At 38.1% G+C, this 16,539-nt stretch carries 9 protein-coding genes; 8 read left to right on the top strand and 1 reads right to left on the bottom strand.

Annotated features, from left to right (window positions below; translation table 11 throughout):
* The first annotated feature begins 82 nt into the window (after positions 1–82).
* Positions 83–1,330 (top strand): glycoside hydrolase family 88 protein, encoded by a 1,248-nt coding sequence (locus tag KO02_RS20570; protein ID WP_144243367.1) that lies wholly within the window; start codon positions 83–85, stop codon positions 1,328–1,330.
* Positions 1,331–1,542: 212 nt separating this feature from the next.
* On the opposite strand, the gene KO02_RS20565 is transcribed toward KO02_RS20570, so the two are convergent.
* Entirely contained in the window at positions 1,543–1,734 is a 192-nt protein-coding gene (locus KO02_RS20565; protein WP_021190047.1) for a cold-shock protein, read from the bottom strand.
* A 254-nt stretch (positions 1,735–1,988) separates the two neighbouring features.
* Between KO02_RS20565 and KO02_RS20560 the strand changes: the two genes are divergently transcribed.
* The 7 genes from KO02_RS20560 (at position 1,989) to KO02_RS20530 (ending at position 16,530) form a co-directional block, all read left to right on the top strand.
* Positions 1,989–4,307: a GH92 family glycosyl hydrolase gene (locus KO02_RS20560; RefSeq protein WP_038701343.1), complete on the top strand. Its 2,319-nt coding sequence runs from the start codon at positions 1,989–1,991 to the stop codon at positions 4,305–4,307.
* Between the two features lie 224 nt (positions 4,308–4,531).
* Positions 4,532–5,254: a basic secretory protein-like protein gene (locus KO02_RS20555; RefSeq protein ID WP_038701341.1), complete on the top strand. Its 723-nt coding sequence runs from the start codon at positions 4,532–4,534 to the stop codon at positions 5,252–5,254.
* 4 nt (positions 5,255–5,258) lie between these two features.
* Complete coding sequence (locus KO02_RS20550; protein WP_038701338.1) at positions 5,259–7,553, top strand: GH92 family glycosyl hydrolase; 2,295 nt, start codon at positions 5,259–5,261, stop codon at positions 7,551–7,553.
* 19 nt (positions 7,554–7,572) lie between these two features.
* Positions 7,573–9,858: a GH92 family glycosyl hydrolase gene (locus KO02_RS20545; RefSeq protein WP_038701336.1), complete on the top strand. Its 2,286-nt coding sequence runs from the start codon at positions 7,573–7,575 to the stop codon at positions 9,856–9,858.
* Positions 9,859–10,178: 320 nt separating this feature from the next.
* Positions 10,179–11,804 carry a DUF6377 domain-containing protein gene (locus KO02_RS20540; RefSeq protein ID WP_144243366.1) on the top strand — a complete coding sequence of 542 codons (1,626 nt, stop codon included), beginning with the start codon at positions 10,179–10,181 and terminating at the stop codon, positions 11,802–11,804.
* A 213-nt stretch (positions 11,805–12,017) separates the two neighbouring features.
* Positions 12,018–14,996 (top strand): SusC/RagA family TonB-linked outer membrane protein, encoded by a 2,979-nt coding sequence (locus tag KO02_RS20535; RefSeq protein WP_038701334.1) that lies wholly within the window; start codon positions 12,018–12,020, stop codon positions 14,994–14,996.
* 10 nt (positions 14,997–15,006) lie between these two features.
* Positions 15,007–16,530 carry a RagB/SusD family nutrient uptake outer membrane protein gene (locus KO02_RS20530; protein WP_038701332.1) on the top strand — a complete coding sequence of 508 codons (1,524 nt, stop codon included), beginning with the start codon at positions 15,007–15,009 and terminating at the stop codon, positions 16,528–16,530.
* The last annotated feature ends 9 nt before the right edge of the window (positions 16,531–16,539 follow it).

The raw sequence follows: 16,539 nt of genomic DNA, 5'->3' as shown, positions 1-16,539 counted from the left end.
CAAGGGATAACGTAAATGATATTGAAATGCTGTTTTATGGAGAGATTATTATGTGTTTACTAATTATATTATGAAGATTCTTATGAAAAGAAAAATGTTAATTCCTCTATTGGGACTGACGGTAGCGGGATTAGCCCTAAGCTTTACACCAATTAAATTGCCTTTTATCAAGAAAAGCTTTGAAGCTTCAGAAAAGCAGTATGCTTACTTAGCAAAAGAAGCTGATAAATTGAACAACTTCCCACGTACGATCAATAAAAAAGGAGCATTAGTGGTAACGAGTGAATGGGACTGGACTGGCGGATTTTTTCCTGGGTCCCTTTGGTATATCTACCATCAAACAGGCGATGAGGCAACAAAGAATGAGGCGATAAAATGGACAGAGGCCTTGGAAAAAGCTAAAAATCTGGATCAACATCATGATATCGGTTTTGTGATGTACTGTTCTTATGGAAATGCAATTAAATATTTAAAAGATTCAAAAAAGGTTGAAGCTTATAAAGAGATTATTATTCATTCGGCAAATACGGCCCTGAAAAGATATGACCCTAAAGTAGGTTTGATAAAGTCTTGGAATCAGAAAAAATCATGGGATGGCAAAACAACTTGGCAGTATCCTGTAATTATTGATAATATGCTGAATTTGGAGATGTTGTGTTATGTATCGGATATCACAGGAGATCCCAAATTTAGAGATGTTGCAATCAGTCATGCTACGAAAACCATGGAAAATCATTTCCGTCCGGATTACAGTACCTACCATGTGGTGGATTATGATGAAAATGGAAAGGCTATCCACAGACAAACGAATCAGGGCTATGCAGATAATTCCACTTGGGCCAGAGGCCAAGCCTGGGCAATCTATGGCTTTACGATGATGTACAAGGAAACCAAGAAAATAGAGTTTTTAGAAACAGCTAAAGCTGCTGCAAATTTTTATATTAATCATAAAAACCTGCCAAAGGATAAAATTCCATATTGGGATTTTAATGCGTTACAGGAAGGTTATCGCTCAGATCTTGACTTTGCATACTTGAAGCTTGATTATATACCGCGAGATGCCTCTGCTGCTGCGGTCGTTGCATCGGCATTAGTAGACCTGTCTACTTTTACGAAGGGAAAAGAGAGTAAAGCTTATTTGGATTTTGCGAAGACTACCTTGAAAACGTTATCTGGACCGGCTTATTTTGCTGATTATAGTACGAATGGTGGATTTTTATTGAAGCATAGCGTGGGAAGTATACCTCATAATTCAGAGATTGATGTGCCGTTGGTTTATGCAGACTATTATTATTTAGAAGGTATGACGCGATTGGCGGCTTTGAAATAAGAAAGATTTATAGTAGTATTTTCTGTTTTAACCCATTTATTAAAATGTGCTCAAGGATTTAAGTATTCTTGAGCATGTTTTGTTAAGAAAGTATACAGCAATAAGTTTTATTAGGATGTTAGCCTATCATTTTTAATGGCAACCTGCTATTTGTAACAAAAAAAAAGCAGCTTCCGATGAGGAAGCTGCTTTGCAAGAAAATATAATAGTAATTAGTTTATTCTTACATTAACAGCATTTAAGCCTTTTTTTCCGTTTTCAATTTCGTAGCTAACGCTATCGCCTTCTCTAACTTGGTCTTTTAAGCCTGAAATGTGTACAAATACATCGTCTCCGCCATTTTCAGGGGTAATAAAACCAAATCCTTTAGTTTCATTGAAAAACTTTACAGTTCCTTTATTCATTTTATTTTAAAATTATATTAATGCAAGGATAGGGTAAATATGTTAATAATTTCCCAGCTGAAACTAAAAAAGACTTTCATATGACAATTCTTTTAGCCTATACTCCCTTTGTAATAAAGAAGATAGGGAGGATTCCTTGTGAAAGTTTTATTTTCATTTATTGCTAAAAGGTTTTATCTTTATTCTCGTTAAATCAATTATTTCTTCTTTTTTTTGTAGGAATACCTAGTTTATGTCAATTTAATGTATCATATATGATTTTTAAAACCCTAAAATGGGGGATAGCATGTAGTTTGAGCCTATCCTTATTTTGTACGAGTATCGTGTCTGCCCAGAAATTAAATGGGAAACACGTTGATCCGGTTGATTTGGTTAATCCTTTGATGGGTACTGATTCTAAACCATCATTATCCAATGGAAATACATATCCCGCTATTGGTTTGCCTTGGGGAATGAATATGTGGACACCCCAAACCGGTAAAAATGGAGATGGTTGGCAATATACTTATGCCGCTGATAAAATAAGAGGATTGAAGCAAACGCATCAACCTTCGCCTTGGATGAATGATTATGGTCAGTTCTCCTTGATGCCTGTTACAGGAAAGGCAGCTTTTGACCAAGAGGAAAGAGCAAGTTGGTTTTCTCATAAAGCGGAGAAGGCAACGCCTTATTATTATTCGGTTTATCTCGCAGATCATGACGTGACAGCAGAACTGACACCTACTGAGCGCGCAGCATTCTTTAAATTTTCTTTTAATAAAACCGATTCGGCATTTATCGTGTTGGATGCATTTGATAAAGGATCCGAAGTACAAATTATTCCAGAAAAAAATATGGTAATCGGTTATTCTACGCGTTATTCGCGTGGTAATTTGACCAATTTCAAGAATTATTTTGTATTGGTTTTTGATCAGCCCTTTGATAATTACTCTACATGGGAAGGTAAGGAACGCTTTAAAGGAAAATTGAAATCTACTGCTGATCAAACAGGAGCAATTTTGGGCTTTAAAGTGAAGGATAAAAATAAACCGGTTCAGGTTCGTGTGGCTTCTTCATTTATCAGTGCGGAGCAAGCTGAGCTTAATTTAAAGGAATTGGGAACGCGTAGCTTTGATGAGGTAAAAGCAGATGGTCGCAAGATCTGGAATGAAACCTTGGGACGCTTAGCGGTAGAAGGTGATAATGTCGATCAAATGAGAACTTTTTATTCGACGCTATACCGTACGCTATTCTTTCCGAATAAATTATATGAAATCAATGCTGCTGGCGAAAAGGTTCATTACAGCCCCTATAACGGAAAAATATTACCAGGCCATTTATTTGGTGGGACTGGTTTCTGGGATACTTTCAGAGCGCTATATCCATTCTTGAACTTAGTATATCCATCTATTAATGTTGAAATGCAGGAAGGGTTGAAAAATGCTTATCTAGAAGGTGGCTTTTTACCTGAATGGAGTAGCCCTGGTTTTGCTGATATCATGGTTGGAAATAATTCGGCTTCCGTGGTAGCTGATGCGTATATTAAGGGATTAAGAGGTTATGATATCAATACGCTTTATGAGGCATTAAAACATGGCGCCAACAATGAAGGTCCGATGACGGCTGTTGGTCGTAAGGGTGTTAACTATTATAATGATTTAGGCTATGTCCCTTACGATGTGGGTATTAATGAAAATGCGGCGCGTACGTTGGAATATGCTTATGATGATTTTACCATCTATCAGTTAGCTAAAGCATTGAATAAACCGCAAGCAGATATTGATCTGTATGCAAAAAGAGCACAAAATTATCGTCATCTTTTTGATCCTTCGACTAATTTGATGCGTGGTAAAAATAAGGATGGTAAATTTCAAAGTCCATTCAACCCATTGAAATGGGGTGATGCATTCACCGAAGGTAATAGCTGGCATTACTCCTGGAGTGTATTCCACGATGTGGAAGGTTTGATTGGTTTGATGGGCGGAGATCAGCAATTCAACTTGATGTTAGATAGGGTATTTGTGCAGCCTCCTGCTTTTGATGATAGTTATTATGGAGGTACGATACACGAAATTCGTGAAATGCAAATTGCTAATATGGGGCAATATGCTCATGGTAACCAACCTATCCAACATATGATTTATTTGTATAATTACAGTGAGCAACCTTGGAAAACGCAATATTGGGTACGTCAGGTCTTAGATCGTATGTATCAGGCGACTCCTGATGGTTACTGTGGGGACGAAGATAATGGTCAGACCTCGGCTTGGTATGTTTTCTCTTCTCTGGGTTTCTATCCAGTATGCCCTGCTACGGACGAATATGTATTAGGTGCTCCTCTTTTTTCTAAGGCAACATTGAAGTTGGAAAATGGTAAATCGTTGGAAATTATCGGTAATAAAGCAAGTGCAGAGAACTTTTATGTCAATGACCTGAAGGTAAATGGCAAATCGTACGCTAAAAACTGGTTGAGCCACAAAGAGTTGTTAAAAGGTGGAACCTTAACTTTTGATATGTCGGATAAACCAAACTATAAACGCGGTGCATCTAAAGCTGCAGCACCTTATTCTATGACAACGGAATTGAAGAAATAGTGAATAGGATTAGTTAGTTAGTTAGTTAGTTAGTTAGTTAGTTAGTTAGTTAGTTAGTTAGTTAGTTAGTTAGTTAGTTAGTTAGTTAGTTAGTTAGTTAGTTAGTGGAAGGGTTGGATGTTTATGATTCAACCCTTTTTGCTTTTTTAAGCATGTTTAATTTAAAACGAAATTGTGTGTAGTATGCACAAGTGTATCTTTTTATTCATATAATAAAAACTAGAATGATGAATTTTACTAAAATAGTCGGATGTGTATTAGGTTTGACTACTTGTCAAATAACCTTTGCACAAGATAATTGGCAACATACAGACCTTGACCGTAAGGTGGCTGTTGATACGGATAGTATGACAAGAAAAGGTTATACGCTGATCTGGATCAATAAGGATGAGAATTTTAACCCAGAACTGAAAGAGAGGTTAGTAAATACCTTCTTTGTAAATTATCCTAAATTGGCAAAAACATATAATAAAAACACCATGAAGAAAGTGTCTTTTGTTATCGATCCAGATTATAAAGGTGTTGCAGCTACTGCTGGAGGAATCGTGCGCTACAGTCCCGAGTGGTTTGCCAAAAATCCAGGTGACATTGATGTGGTCACACATGAAGTGATGCATATTGTGCAGGGCTATCCTAATGAATCGGGCCCGTGGTGGATTACGGAAGGAATTGCCGACTATGTTCGATTTGTCAATGGCATCGATAACGCAGGTGCTAATTGGAAATTGCCAGAATGGAATGATAACCAAAATTACACGGACTCTTACCGTGTCACTGCTCGCTTCTTTTTTTGGATTGAAAAAAACAATAAAAGGGGATTTGTTAAAAATCTAGATGCAGCAATGCGAAATAAAACTTATTCTGATGTATTTTGGAAAAATCAAACGGGTAAGACACTCGAAGAATTATGGGCTGATTATAGCCAACATCCGTCGCTTAAAATCTAAAGACATGTTCAGAAAACGACTTCTATATTTGGGATTATTACTTATCCCCGCTCTACTACAGGCGCAACAGTCCAATTTAATTCAATATGTAAAACCTTTGATTGGTACTGCCCGTATGGGACATACTTTTCCTGGTGCAACAGTCCCTTTTGGGGCAGTGCAATTGAGCCCGGATACGGATACCATTTCTTATGCTGTGAATGGTCAATATAATGGTGATGTTTATAAATATTGTGCCGGATATCAATATGATGACCCAACAATTGTTGGATTCAGTCATACACATTTTAGTGGCACAGGACACGCAGACCTTGGTGATATCTTGGTAATGCCTACGCAAGGGAAAGTACAGTTGAATCCAGGTACTGCCGATCGGCCACAAGATGGATATCGATCTCCCTATTCGCATACCAATGAGGTTGCTGAAGCAAACTACTACAGTGTAATGCTGGATAAGCATCAGATTAAAGCAGAAATGACAACCACTACCCGGGTGGGGATACATCGTTATACTTTTCCTAAGTCCGATGCCTCACATTTGATACTGGATCTGACAGCGGGAATATATAACTACGAAGGAAAAAATGTATGGACCGTAGTGCGGGTATTGAATGATTCTACTCTAGTCGGCTATCGCCAAACAAATGGTTGGGCTCGTACACGTACAGTTTACTTCGCAATAAAAACGTCGAAGGCATTTAAAAATTATGGCGCTAAATATGAAGATGGAAAACAGGTCTACGGAGGCTTTTGGCGTAAGTTTGATCAAAAAGACAATTTCCCAGATCTAGCAGCACATCAAATTAAACTAAATCTAGATTTTGACACCAAGGAAGGCGAAGAGGTTATGATGAAAGTTGCTTTGAGTCCGGTTAGCATGAAAAATGCTCTTTTGAATATGGAGCAAGAAGCCAACGACTGGGATTTTGAAAAGTATGTGAAAGCAGGGCAACAATCTTGGGAAAAAGAGCTGAGTAAAATTCAGGTTGATATGTTGAACAAAGAAGATATGGTTAATTTTTACACTGCGATGTACCATGCCAGTCTGATGCCAACAGTATATATGGATGTGAATGGAGAATATAAGGGCTTAGATCAAGAAATACATCAGGCAAAAGGGTTTACAAACTATACCTCTTTTTCTCTTTGGGATACCTTTCGCGCTTTTCACCCACTTATGAATCTAATCAATCCTGCCCGTAATGCCGATATGGTCGCCTCGATGATGGCGCACTATGATCAAAGCGTGTTGCAAATGTTGCCAATATGGTCACATTATGCCAATGATAATTGGTGTATGAGTGGTTATCACTCCGTATCGGTAGTGGCAGATGCTATTTTGAAAGGAGTCTATAAAGGTGATGCGGAATCCGCATTGGCTGCCTGTGTTCAAACGGCAAATACACGTCGCTATGAAGGTATCGGAGCATATATCGATATGGGCTATGTACCGGAAGGGATTTCTGGAACTTCGGTTTCGAATACGCTTGAGTATGCTTATGATGATTGGTGTATCGCACAGTTGGCTAAAAAATTAGGAAAAGAGGATATTTACCGAATCTTTATAAAAAGAGCAGAAAATTGGAAGAATGTCTATGATCCATCGATAGGCTTTATGCGTCCTAAAGATGAAAATGGAATATTTAGAGCAAAGTTTGATGTTTTGGAGACACATGGTCAGGGATTTATCGAAGGCAATACCTGGAATTACAGCTTATATGTGCCCCATCAGCCTATGGAAATGATGAATATGATGGGAGGGATGAAGAAATTGGAAAATTATCTCGATTCTTTATTTACAATGGAACTACCTGATAAATATTTTGAGCATACCGAAGATATAACGCGAGATGGTATCATTGGTAATTATGTACATGGCAATGAACCATCGCACCATGTTGCCTACCTTTATAATTTGACAAAAAGCCCTTGGAAGGCTCAGGCTCGAGTTCGTCAGATTATCCGCAATCAATACCACAACGGACATGCTGGATTAGGTGGTAATGATGACTGCGGTCAGATGTCTGCTTGGTACTTGTTTACAGCTTTGGGTTTTTATCCAGTTGCACCAGGGGATGATGCCTATTGGATAGGGAGTCCATTGGTTAAATCGGCTAGGATTAACCTAGAAAATGGAAAAACAATTTCAATAGAAGTGAAGAATCAGTCAGAAAAGAATCTCTATGTTAAAAAAGTAAGTTTAAATGGTCAGTCTTTATCCGATTTGAAAATTTCTTATGAGGCGATTAAGAATGGTGCTGAACTGGTTTTTGAGATGTCCAATAAACCTGTTAAGTAGCTAAATAAATATTAAAATGATGAATTTTAAAAAAGTGATGGGCGGAATTGCTTTATTCTTTGTCTTACAAGGAGTCGAAGCACAACCCTTTAGTCCAGTGGATTATGTGAATCCACTGATTGGTACGCAATCTAAGTATGAGTTATCCAATGGCAATACATATCCTGCTATTGCAATGCCGTGGGGAATGAACTTTTGGACTCCTCAGACAGGAAATATGGGGGATGGTTGGGTATATACCTACACCGCTGATAAAATCAAAGGATTTAAACAGACTCACCAACCAAGCCCATGGAATAATGATTATGGTCAATTTTCCATTATGCCCACTACGGGTGAACCGGTATTTGATCAGGAGAAACGTGCCAGTTGGTTTTCGCATAAGGCAGAAATCGTGAAACCGTATTTTTATAGTGTTTATCTAGCTGACTATGATGTGACGACTGAGCTTACACCTACAGAGCGAGGAGCTGCCTTTCGTTTTACATTCCCTAGGACCGAGCAGGCAAATATTGTTATTGATGCTTTTGATAAAGGATCGTATATAAAAGTAATTCCAGGAGAAAATAAGATTATCGGGTACAATACACGAAATAGTGGTGGAGTGCCAGATAACTTTAAAAACTATTTTGTCATTGTTTTTGACCGTGCTTTTGATTTTAAATCTGCAGTAAAAAGTGGAGCGATAAACAGTAATCTACTTGAACTGGAGGATGATCATGCTGGGGCAATAGTGGGGTTTAAAAACTTAAAACGTGGTGAAGAAGTAATCGCGCGAGTGGCATCCTCTTTTATTAGTTTTGAGCAGGCAGAACTTAATCTTAAGGAAGTAAAAGGAAAAACGTTTGATGAGATTGCAGAGGCAGGGAAAGCAAAATGGAATGAGGTGCTAGGGCGTGTCGAGGTGAAAGATTCAGATGCCGATCGATTAAAGACCTTTTATTCGTGCTTATACCGATCTACGTTATTCCCACGTGACTTTTCAGAAATCGATGCACAGGGAAATCGTATACATTACAGCCCTTATAATGGAAAAGTACTTCCTGGCGAGATGTTTACCGATACGGGATTTTGGGATACATTTAGAAGCTTATTTCCTATGTTAAATTTGCTTTACCCAGAGATGAATGACCGTATGCAAGCAGGATTGGTAAATGCTTACAAAGAAAGCGGGTTTTTACCAGAATGGGCATCTCCAGGCCATCGTGAATCGATGATTGGGAATAACTCTGCAGCTGTTGTTGCTGATGCATTTATTACAGGTAGAAAGGGGTATGATGCGAATTTATTATGGGAGGCGGTACAGCATGGAGCGAACCAATCTCATCCGAAAATATCAGCTACGGGACGTTTTGGTTATAAGGTTTATAATCAATTGGGATATATACCTACAGATCAGAATATCAATCAAAATGTAGCACGAACTTTAGAATATAGTTACAATGATTGGAGTATCTATCAATTTGGAAAAGCGCTGGGTAGACCGGCGTCAGAAATTGAGGTGTATGCAAAGCGAGCTATGAATTATAAACATCTATTTGATGCAGAAACAAAGTTGATGCGGGGTAAAAAATCGGATGGAACTTTTATTACTCCTTTTGCCCCAAGTGCGTGGTCGAAAGAATATACAGAAGGTAATGCTTGGCATTGGAGTTTCTGTGTCTTTCATGATCCACAGGGATTGATAGACCTCATGGGGGGAAAGCAGGCTTTTAACGCGATGCTGGATACTGTATTTGTGATTCCTAGCTACGAAGGGATGAAGAGTAGGAGTATGATCCATGAGATGCGTGAAATGCAAGTCATGAATATGGGACAATATGCACATGGTAATCAACCCATTCAGCATATGCCCTACTTGTATAATTATGCTGCTGAACCCTGGAAATCGCAATATTGGGTTCGTAAAATAATGGATAATCTATATTTACCAACGCCTGATGGTTATTGTGGTGACGAAGATAATGGTCAAACTTCTGCATGGTATGTATTCTCAGCATTGGGTTTCTATCCTGTGGCCCCAGGTTCGGGAGAGTATGTACTGGGATCGCCTCAATTTGAGTCTGTCAAATTGAATCTGCAGAATGGTAATGTGGTGGAGATTGACGCGAAAAACCAATATAAAAATAATGTTTATGTCAATCAGGTGAAAGTAGATGGAAAAATCTATACGAAGAACTTTTTTCGATATAAAGACCTTATGAAAGGTGCGAAAATACAGTTTGATATGTCTGAGAAACCTAATAAAAATAGAGGAATTAAGGATGACGATGCGCCTTACTCATTCAGTAAGATGAAATTGTAATTTTAAGGTCCTATGCTATGAGGGGCCTATGTGATTCAATTTTATGCTGGATTATGTTGGGAAGTTAGTAGACTAGGATGTTATGGCGGCATGAAATTTTCATTTATGTTAGCTATTTAATGGATGATATATGTTTATCAATAAGAGCGTGCGGCAATAGTTATTGTCCACGCTCTTTTGTTAGATTATCAGGGTACCAGCTATTTACTTCCCCTGTCCTCAATTACTAAAGATACCTACTATTTTTATCAACGTAATTGTATTGTGTATCTAAGTAAATTTATCTAAGTTTATCCTGGACTGTGGGAAAACCCTAAAGAATGATGAAACGCTTACCTATTCTATTTTTATTCTATTTTTTTATTTTAAGTGTGTCTGCTCAAGATTTGAGTGACAGTACGAGTGTATATAAAAAACTCGATTATGTCATGGAAAATCAAGGGCTCTATATTAAGAAAAGAGAAAATGATATCGCGAGGCTAAAGCAGGAGGCATTAACACTTCAAAATGATAAGCGTGCTTATCTAGAGAAGAGTTACGAAATATTCAATAGTTATAAAAAGTTTCAGTCAGATTCGGCACTACATTATATCATGCTTTGTAAGCAGTTGGCATTGCATGCTCCAGACTCTGTAGTTGTTTCGATTGACTTGGATATGGCGTGGATCTTTTCGACAATAGGTCGTTATATTGAAGCTGAAGACATATTGAAGCAATTGAATCCCGATAAACTATCTAAGACCATACTGCCAAAGTACTATGATAGTTATAGTGCTTTCTACAGCCACTATGGCCAAAGTAACAACCGTGCAGCATATTATCAAGCGAGTGAGCGTTACCGAGATTCTTTATTGATGGTGCTTGACCCCAAATCTGCACTTTATAAAAGTACCATTGCAATTAAGACCTTGTTTCAGGGACAGCGCAAAAAGGCGAAAGGCTTATTCGAAGCGATGTGGATGGAGCATCAGGATAATTCCGAACAAAGGGCGTTCATTGCATATTTCATAGGTTTAATTTATAAGCAGGAAAAGAATATTACATATCAACGGTATTATTTTGCACTTTCAGCAATAGCTGATATTGAGATTGCGAATCGAGATAATGCATCCTTGCAAGATCTGGCATTGACATATTATGAACTGAGAGCGTTTGATCATGCCTTTAAATTTATAGAAAAGGCAATTGATGACGCTATGGAATGTAATGTTCGTTATCGTATTGTAGAAGGAACTTCTTTTTATCCAATTATTAACGCTGCGTATCAAAAAAAGATCAATACCCAAAATAAACAATTGCAAATGATGTTGGTAATTATCAGTTTCTTATCACTGATCTTAATCATGGGATTGGTTATTATTTTCAGACAGGTACAACGGTTGCGCAAAATCCGGGAGGAGCTTTCCGCAACAAATACTAATCTAAGGCAGCTGAATGATGATATCAACGATAAGAATACACAATTAGCAGAGTCCAATCATATAAAGGAAGAGTACATTGCTCAATTTTTTGACCTTTGTTCCAATTATATTGACAAGATGGAAGAAATTCGGAAAGCTCTTCTTAAGAAAGCAAGCAGTCAACAATGGGATGCCATCAGAGATCAATTGAAATCGACCCAGATGGTAGAACGTGAAGTGCAACAATTATATGTTAATTTTGATCGTATTTTTTTAAACCTTTACCCAAATTTTGTTTCAGATTTTAATAATTTGATAACTCCAGATGAACAAATTTTACCCAAAAAAGGTGAGCTGTTGAATACCGAACTTCGTATTTTTGCACTGATTCGATTAGGAATTTCGGATAGTGTGAAGATTGCGAGTTTCTTGCGGTACTCCCTACGGACGGTCTATAATTACCGAACCAAAGTACGGAATAAAGCCATCGGAAATCGAGAGGATTTTGAAGATCGCGTGCGTCAAATTGCTGTTATTGATCGATAATAGTTGTTGATTCGGTACTTTTTAGACCTGATATATATCATTAATTACCTGTAAATTAGTTGTTTGCGTTTAATTTGTGGTACTTTTTAGTTTTCCCCCCTTTTATTCTATGTGGGCTTCCAGTAGCTTTGTTTCAGTAAGGGAGCGGGGGAACTCCTATACTATTTTGAGTAGTTCTCAAACTAAATTATAAAAACCATTTTATAAATACTTATGATTTTCTTTACTAAGAAAGCAATTCCTTTTATTTGGATATTTTTTTTCTTGGCGATGATCGGTTCGACATTCGCTCAAGAGAAAATACAGGTTAATGGGCGCGTACTGAACGCTCAAGATCAGAAGCCAATTGGAGGAGTCACAATTGTTCAAAAAGGAACAACTAATGGCGTATCATCTCAGGAGGATGGACGTTTTCAAATATCGGTTCCAACAGGCAGTACACTGTTACTGTCTTATGTTGGTTATGATAGAAAAGAAGTACCGGTTGTGCAAAATAACTTAACGGTTCTTTTAGACGCTTCAGAAAATGTATTGGATGATGTTGTGGTGATCGGTTATGGCACTGTTAAGCGGAAAGATGTAACTACTGCAATCTCATCGGTATCCACTAAAGATTTAGAAAAAAGACCTATTGTCAATGTTGGTCAGGCAATTCAAGGTAAAGCTGCAGGTGTTGCGGTCATTCAACCGAATGGTGCTCCCGGTGCTGAAATGAATATCCGTGTGCGAGGAACAACCTCTTTTAATGGTAGCAATGATCCATTGTATGTCGTAGATGGAGTACCAGTAGACAATATTAAATTTTTATCGCCCAATGATGTAGCCGATATCCAAATTTTAAAAGATGCATCTTCTGCTGCAATTTATGGTTCTAGAGCTGCTAATGGAGTAGTCTTGATAACAACAAAAACGGGAAAAGTAGGAGAAGGGAAAATTACATTTGGAGCACAATTAACCTCCAATTTCGTAAACAATACGATAGATGTACTCAATACCGAACAATATCGTGAACTCCAAAATGAAATTGGGATGATAAGTTTGCCTGTCGGCTTGACAGATCAAACAGATTGGTTTAAGGAGACCTATAAAACGGGTATCCAACAAAATTATCAATTAACCATTTCCGATGGAACCGAAAAGTTAAGGTATTATTTATCGGGAGGCTACACAGATGATAAAGGGACATTAAAAGGCTCGTTTTTTAAACGGTATAATTTTAAGGCCAATATTGATAATCAGGTTCGAAAATGGTTAAAGGTGAATGCCAATATAACCTATTCGGATTATAATGATAACGGCATTACTGCTGGTTTAGGGTCCAATAGAGGAGGGGTAGTGACTTCAGTGATTACTACGCCAACATATGCGCCAATATGGGACAGTACCTTTCCTGATCGTTACTATAATAACTTCTACGGAATAAGTAATATTACTAGTCCTATTGAAAATCTGGCACGAACAAAGTATAATAATAATCGTGAAAATAGAATATTGGCATCAGGTAGTGCTTTGATTACTTTTATGCCCGATCTGAATTTTAAATCTTCTTTTACCTTGGATAGAAGAAATGGCCTGGCAACTACATTTTTAGACCCATTGACAACGACTTGGGGACGAAATCAATATGGAGAAGCGTCGGATAATCGAAATATGAACACGGTGTTGACTTGGGATAATGTACTTACTTATAATAAAAGTTTTGGTAAACATACACTTGAAGCGATGGCAGGTTCCTCTTGGACGGATTCTAAATATTCCAATAGCTATATCAATGGTTCTCATTATGCAAACGGTCTAATACAAACGTTGAACGCTGCTAATATGATTGCTTGGAATGGTACAGGCTCTGGTGCATCCAACTGGGGGATTATGTCCTATTTCGCACGTGCTATGTACAATTATGATGGTAAATATCTTTTGACTGCAAATATGCGCGGAGATGGCTCTTCGAAATTAAATCCAAATGATCGTTGGGGTTATTTTCCCTCAATCTCTGCAGCATGGAGGCTTTCCGCTGAAGATTTCATGAAAGATGTCGACTGGGTCAATGATCTTAAAATAAGAGGAGGATGGGGACAAACAGGTAACCAATCGGGCCTTGGAGATTACTCTTATCTAGCCTTTAATGGTATCGGAAGAATAGAATGGTTTAAAGTTGGACAGGAAAACGCTGTGCCAAATATTACTCAAGCTAATACATTGCGAACAAGAGATTTAACTTGGGAAACTACAACGCAATCAAATATAGGGGTCGATGTTGCGACTTTTCAAAATAGGTTGACATTAACGTTGGACTATTATTATAAAAAAACCACTAATATGTTGATGGAGGTTTCTTTACCTGCGGGTTCAGCAGCAGCTAGTGTAATTAAGCGGAATGAGGGAGAAATGACAAATAAGGGCCTTGAGATTGCACTTGGTTCAAAAAATCTTATTGGACAATTCACGTGGAACACCGATTTTAATATTTCATTTAATAAGAATCGCCTTGATAAGTTAGTGCTGAAAAAAATATATAACGATGCCATGACCAATGATAACGTACACGATTATGCGGTTAGAAATGAACCTGGACGTGCCTTGGGTGGATTCTTTGGTTATATCAGTGACGGCGTCAATCCGGAGACAGGGGAGCTAATCTATCGTGATTTGAATGGTGATGATAAAATTTCATCATCTGATCGTACCTACATTGGAGATCCAAATCCCAAATTCACTTATGGGATGACCAATAGCTTTTCATGGAAAAATTTCGATTTAAGTATTTTCATCCAGGGAACCTATGGAAATGATGTCTTTAATGCGAGCCGTATGGAAACTGAAGGTATGTATGATGGTCGCAATCAGACCTCCGTTGTATTAGATCGTTGGAGAGTCCCTGGTCAGATAACCGACGTACCTAAAGCTGGATTTGATATGAAAAACTCTACTTATTTTATTGAAGATGGTAGTTATTTGAGATTGAAAAATATCTCACTCGGTTATGCTATTGCTCCTGAAAGGTTAAAACGTATTGGGATACAAAAAATACAACCATACTTATCTGCTAGTAATCTGCTGACATGGACGAAATATTCGGGTATGGATCCTGAGGTCAATCAGTATGGAAACTCTGGCCGGATACAGGGCATAGATTGGGGAACTTATCCACAAAGTAGATCGTTTGTAATTGGGGTAAATGTAGAATTTTAATTGAATTGTGATGAATAATATATATAGAAATCCACTCATATTCTTATTGTCAATAGGAATATTAGTCTCTTCATGTTCTTTAAATCGTGACCCGCTTGATGGTTATTCGGATGAATCGCAAGGTAAAACCGAAACAGGATCTCAGATTGTTTTTAAGAATAAGAGTGAAGTTGATAACTTCTTAACGGGTATTTATCAACAAATGCGTGATCGACAAGAACATTGGTATATGGACTTGTTGCTCATCTCCGAGTCGCATGCAGATAACGCCTATGCAGGAACAACGGGGGCAGAGGTATTGCCTTTTGAAAATAACTCGATTGAGGGCTCAAATTCAGTTATAGATCGTGATTGGGCTAGATATTTAGAGGATATCGCTCGAGCCAATCGATTGATCATCAATATTGATAGTGTGGCGGATAAGTCGGTCAGTGATTCGCAGATCAAGTCGTATAAGGCACAAGCTAAAATATTCCGAGCTTTGGCGATGTTTGATATGGTTCGTCTTTTTGGATCTATTCCTGTCATCACGACGCAGGCTGGTGATATTACATCAGAAAATATTGAAGAGGTTTATCCACAGTATTTTCCTTTTCAAAATACAGAGGAGGAAGCATATCTGCAGATCGAAAAGGATTTATTGGAAGCATTGGTAGATGCTCCTAGTAATTCAGTCTCCGATAAAACGAGATTTACAAAGTCAGTTGCCAAGGCGATGTTAGCGAAAATATATGCTGAAAAACCGATTCGTGACTATGCTAAAGTTATCCAGTATGTTGATGCTCTTGCTGCTGACGGGTTTGATCTTAATACTAATTATTCGGACCTATATGCGCTTAACGCCGCAAATTCAGATCTGGAACAGCGTAATACAAAAGAGTCAATCTTAGAGGCGCAATTTATGCCAGGATCAGGTAATTGGGCCACTTGGATGTTTGGTCGTGACCTATCCAATTATGATAATAGTTTTACCTGGGCCAAATGGGTGACTCCCTCGCGTGACCTAATACAAACGTATCAAAATGAAGGTGATCAAATCCGAATGGATCAGTCCATCGTCTACTATGTGGCTACTTGGAGTAATTACTATCCCGCATCTCATTACCCATTTATGTTTAAGCTGCGCTCAGGAATGAGCAGTATTGTTAAGCTGCGCTATGCCGATCTATTATTGTTGAAAGCAGAGGCGCTGATTATGCAAGCAAGTCCCAATTTAATGGAAGCGGCAAGCATTATCGATCGTGTACGTAATCGCGTAAAACTTCCTGCACTGGACAATGCCACTCGTGCAAGCAAGGAACGCATGTTGGATGCTTTGTTAAAAGAACGTCGGTTGGAACTGGCTTTCGAAGGCCAACGTTGGTTTGATCTAGTACGATTGGATAAAGTTGAATCTGTTATGAATGCTGTATTTGCAAAAGATAAAGGGCGCAAAGCACAGGTTTACCCTTTTAATCAATATTCTTATAGATTACCAGTGCCGCAAGCTAAAATTGACGAGAATCCCAACTTAGTGCAAAATCTAGGATATTAATTTGAAACT

Origin of the sequence: Sphingobacterium sp. ML3W (genome assembly GCF_000747525.1) — a bacterium.
Lineage (GTDB): Bacteria > Bacteroidota > Bacteroidia > Sphingobacteriales > Sphingobacteriaceae > Sphingobacterium.
The sequence above is the reverse complement of the archived record's forward strand: the minus strand, read 5'-3'. Positions and strand labels throughout refer to the sequence as shown.

What these genes read in the sequence shown, in the direction of transcription:
- KO02_RS20570 (WP_144243367.1), top strand. Translation starts at nt 83, where the DNA reads ATGAAAAGAAAAATGTTAATTCCTCTATTGGGACTGACGGTAGCGGGA.
- KO02_RS20565 (WP_021190047.1), bottom strand. Translation starts at nt 1,734, where the DNA reads ATGAATAAAGGAACTGTAAAGTTTTTCAATGAAACTAAAGGATTTGGT.
- KO02_RS20560 (WP_038701343.1), top strand. Translation starts at nt 1,989, where the DNA reads ATGATTTTTAAAACCCTAAAATGGGGGATAGCATGTAGTTTGAGCCTA.
- KO02_RS20555 (WP_038701341.1), top strand. Translation starts at nt 4,532, where the DNA reads ATGATGAATTTTACTAAAATAGTCGGATGTGTATTAGGTTTGACTACT.
- KO02_RS20550 (WP_038701338.1), top strand. Translation starts at nt 5,259, where the DNA reads ATGTTCAGAAAACGACTTCTATATTTGGGATTATTACTTATCCCCGCT.
- KO02_RS20545 (WP_038701336.1), top strand. Translation starts at nt 7,573, where the DNA reads ATGAATTTTAAAAAAGTGATGGGCGGAATTGCTTTATTCTTTGTCTTA.
- KO02_RS20540 (WP_144243366.1), top strand. Translation starts at nt 10,179, where the DNA reads ATGATGAAACGCTTACCTATTCTATTTTTATTCTATTTTTTTATTTTA.
- KO02_RS20535 (WP_038701334.1), top strand. Translation starts at nt 12,018, where the DNA reads ATGATTTTCTTTACTAAGAAAGCAATTCCTTTTATTTGGATATTTTTT.
- KO02_RS20530 (WP_038701332.1), top strand. Translation starts at nt 15,007, where the DNA reads ATGAATAATATATATAGAAATCCACTCATATTCTTATTGTCAATAGGA.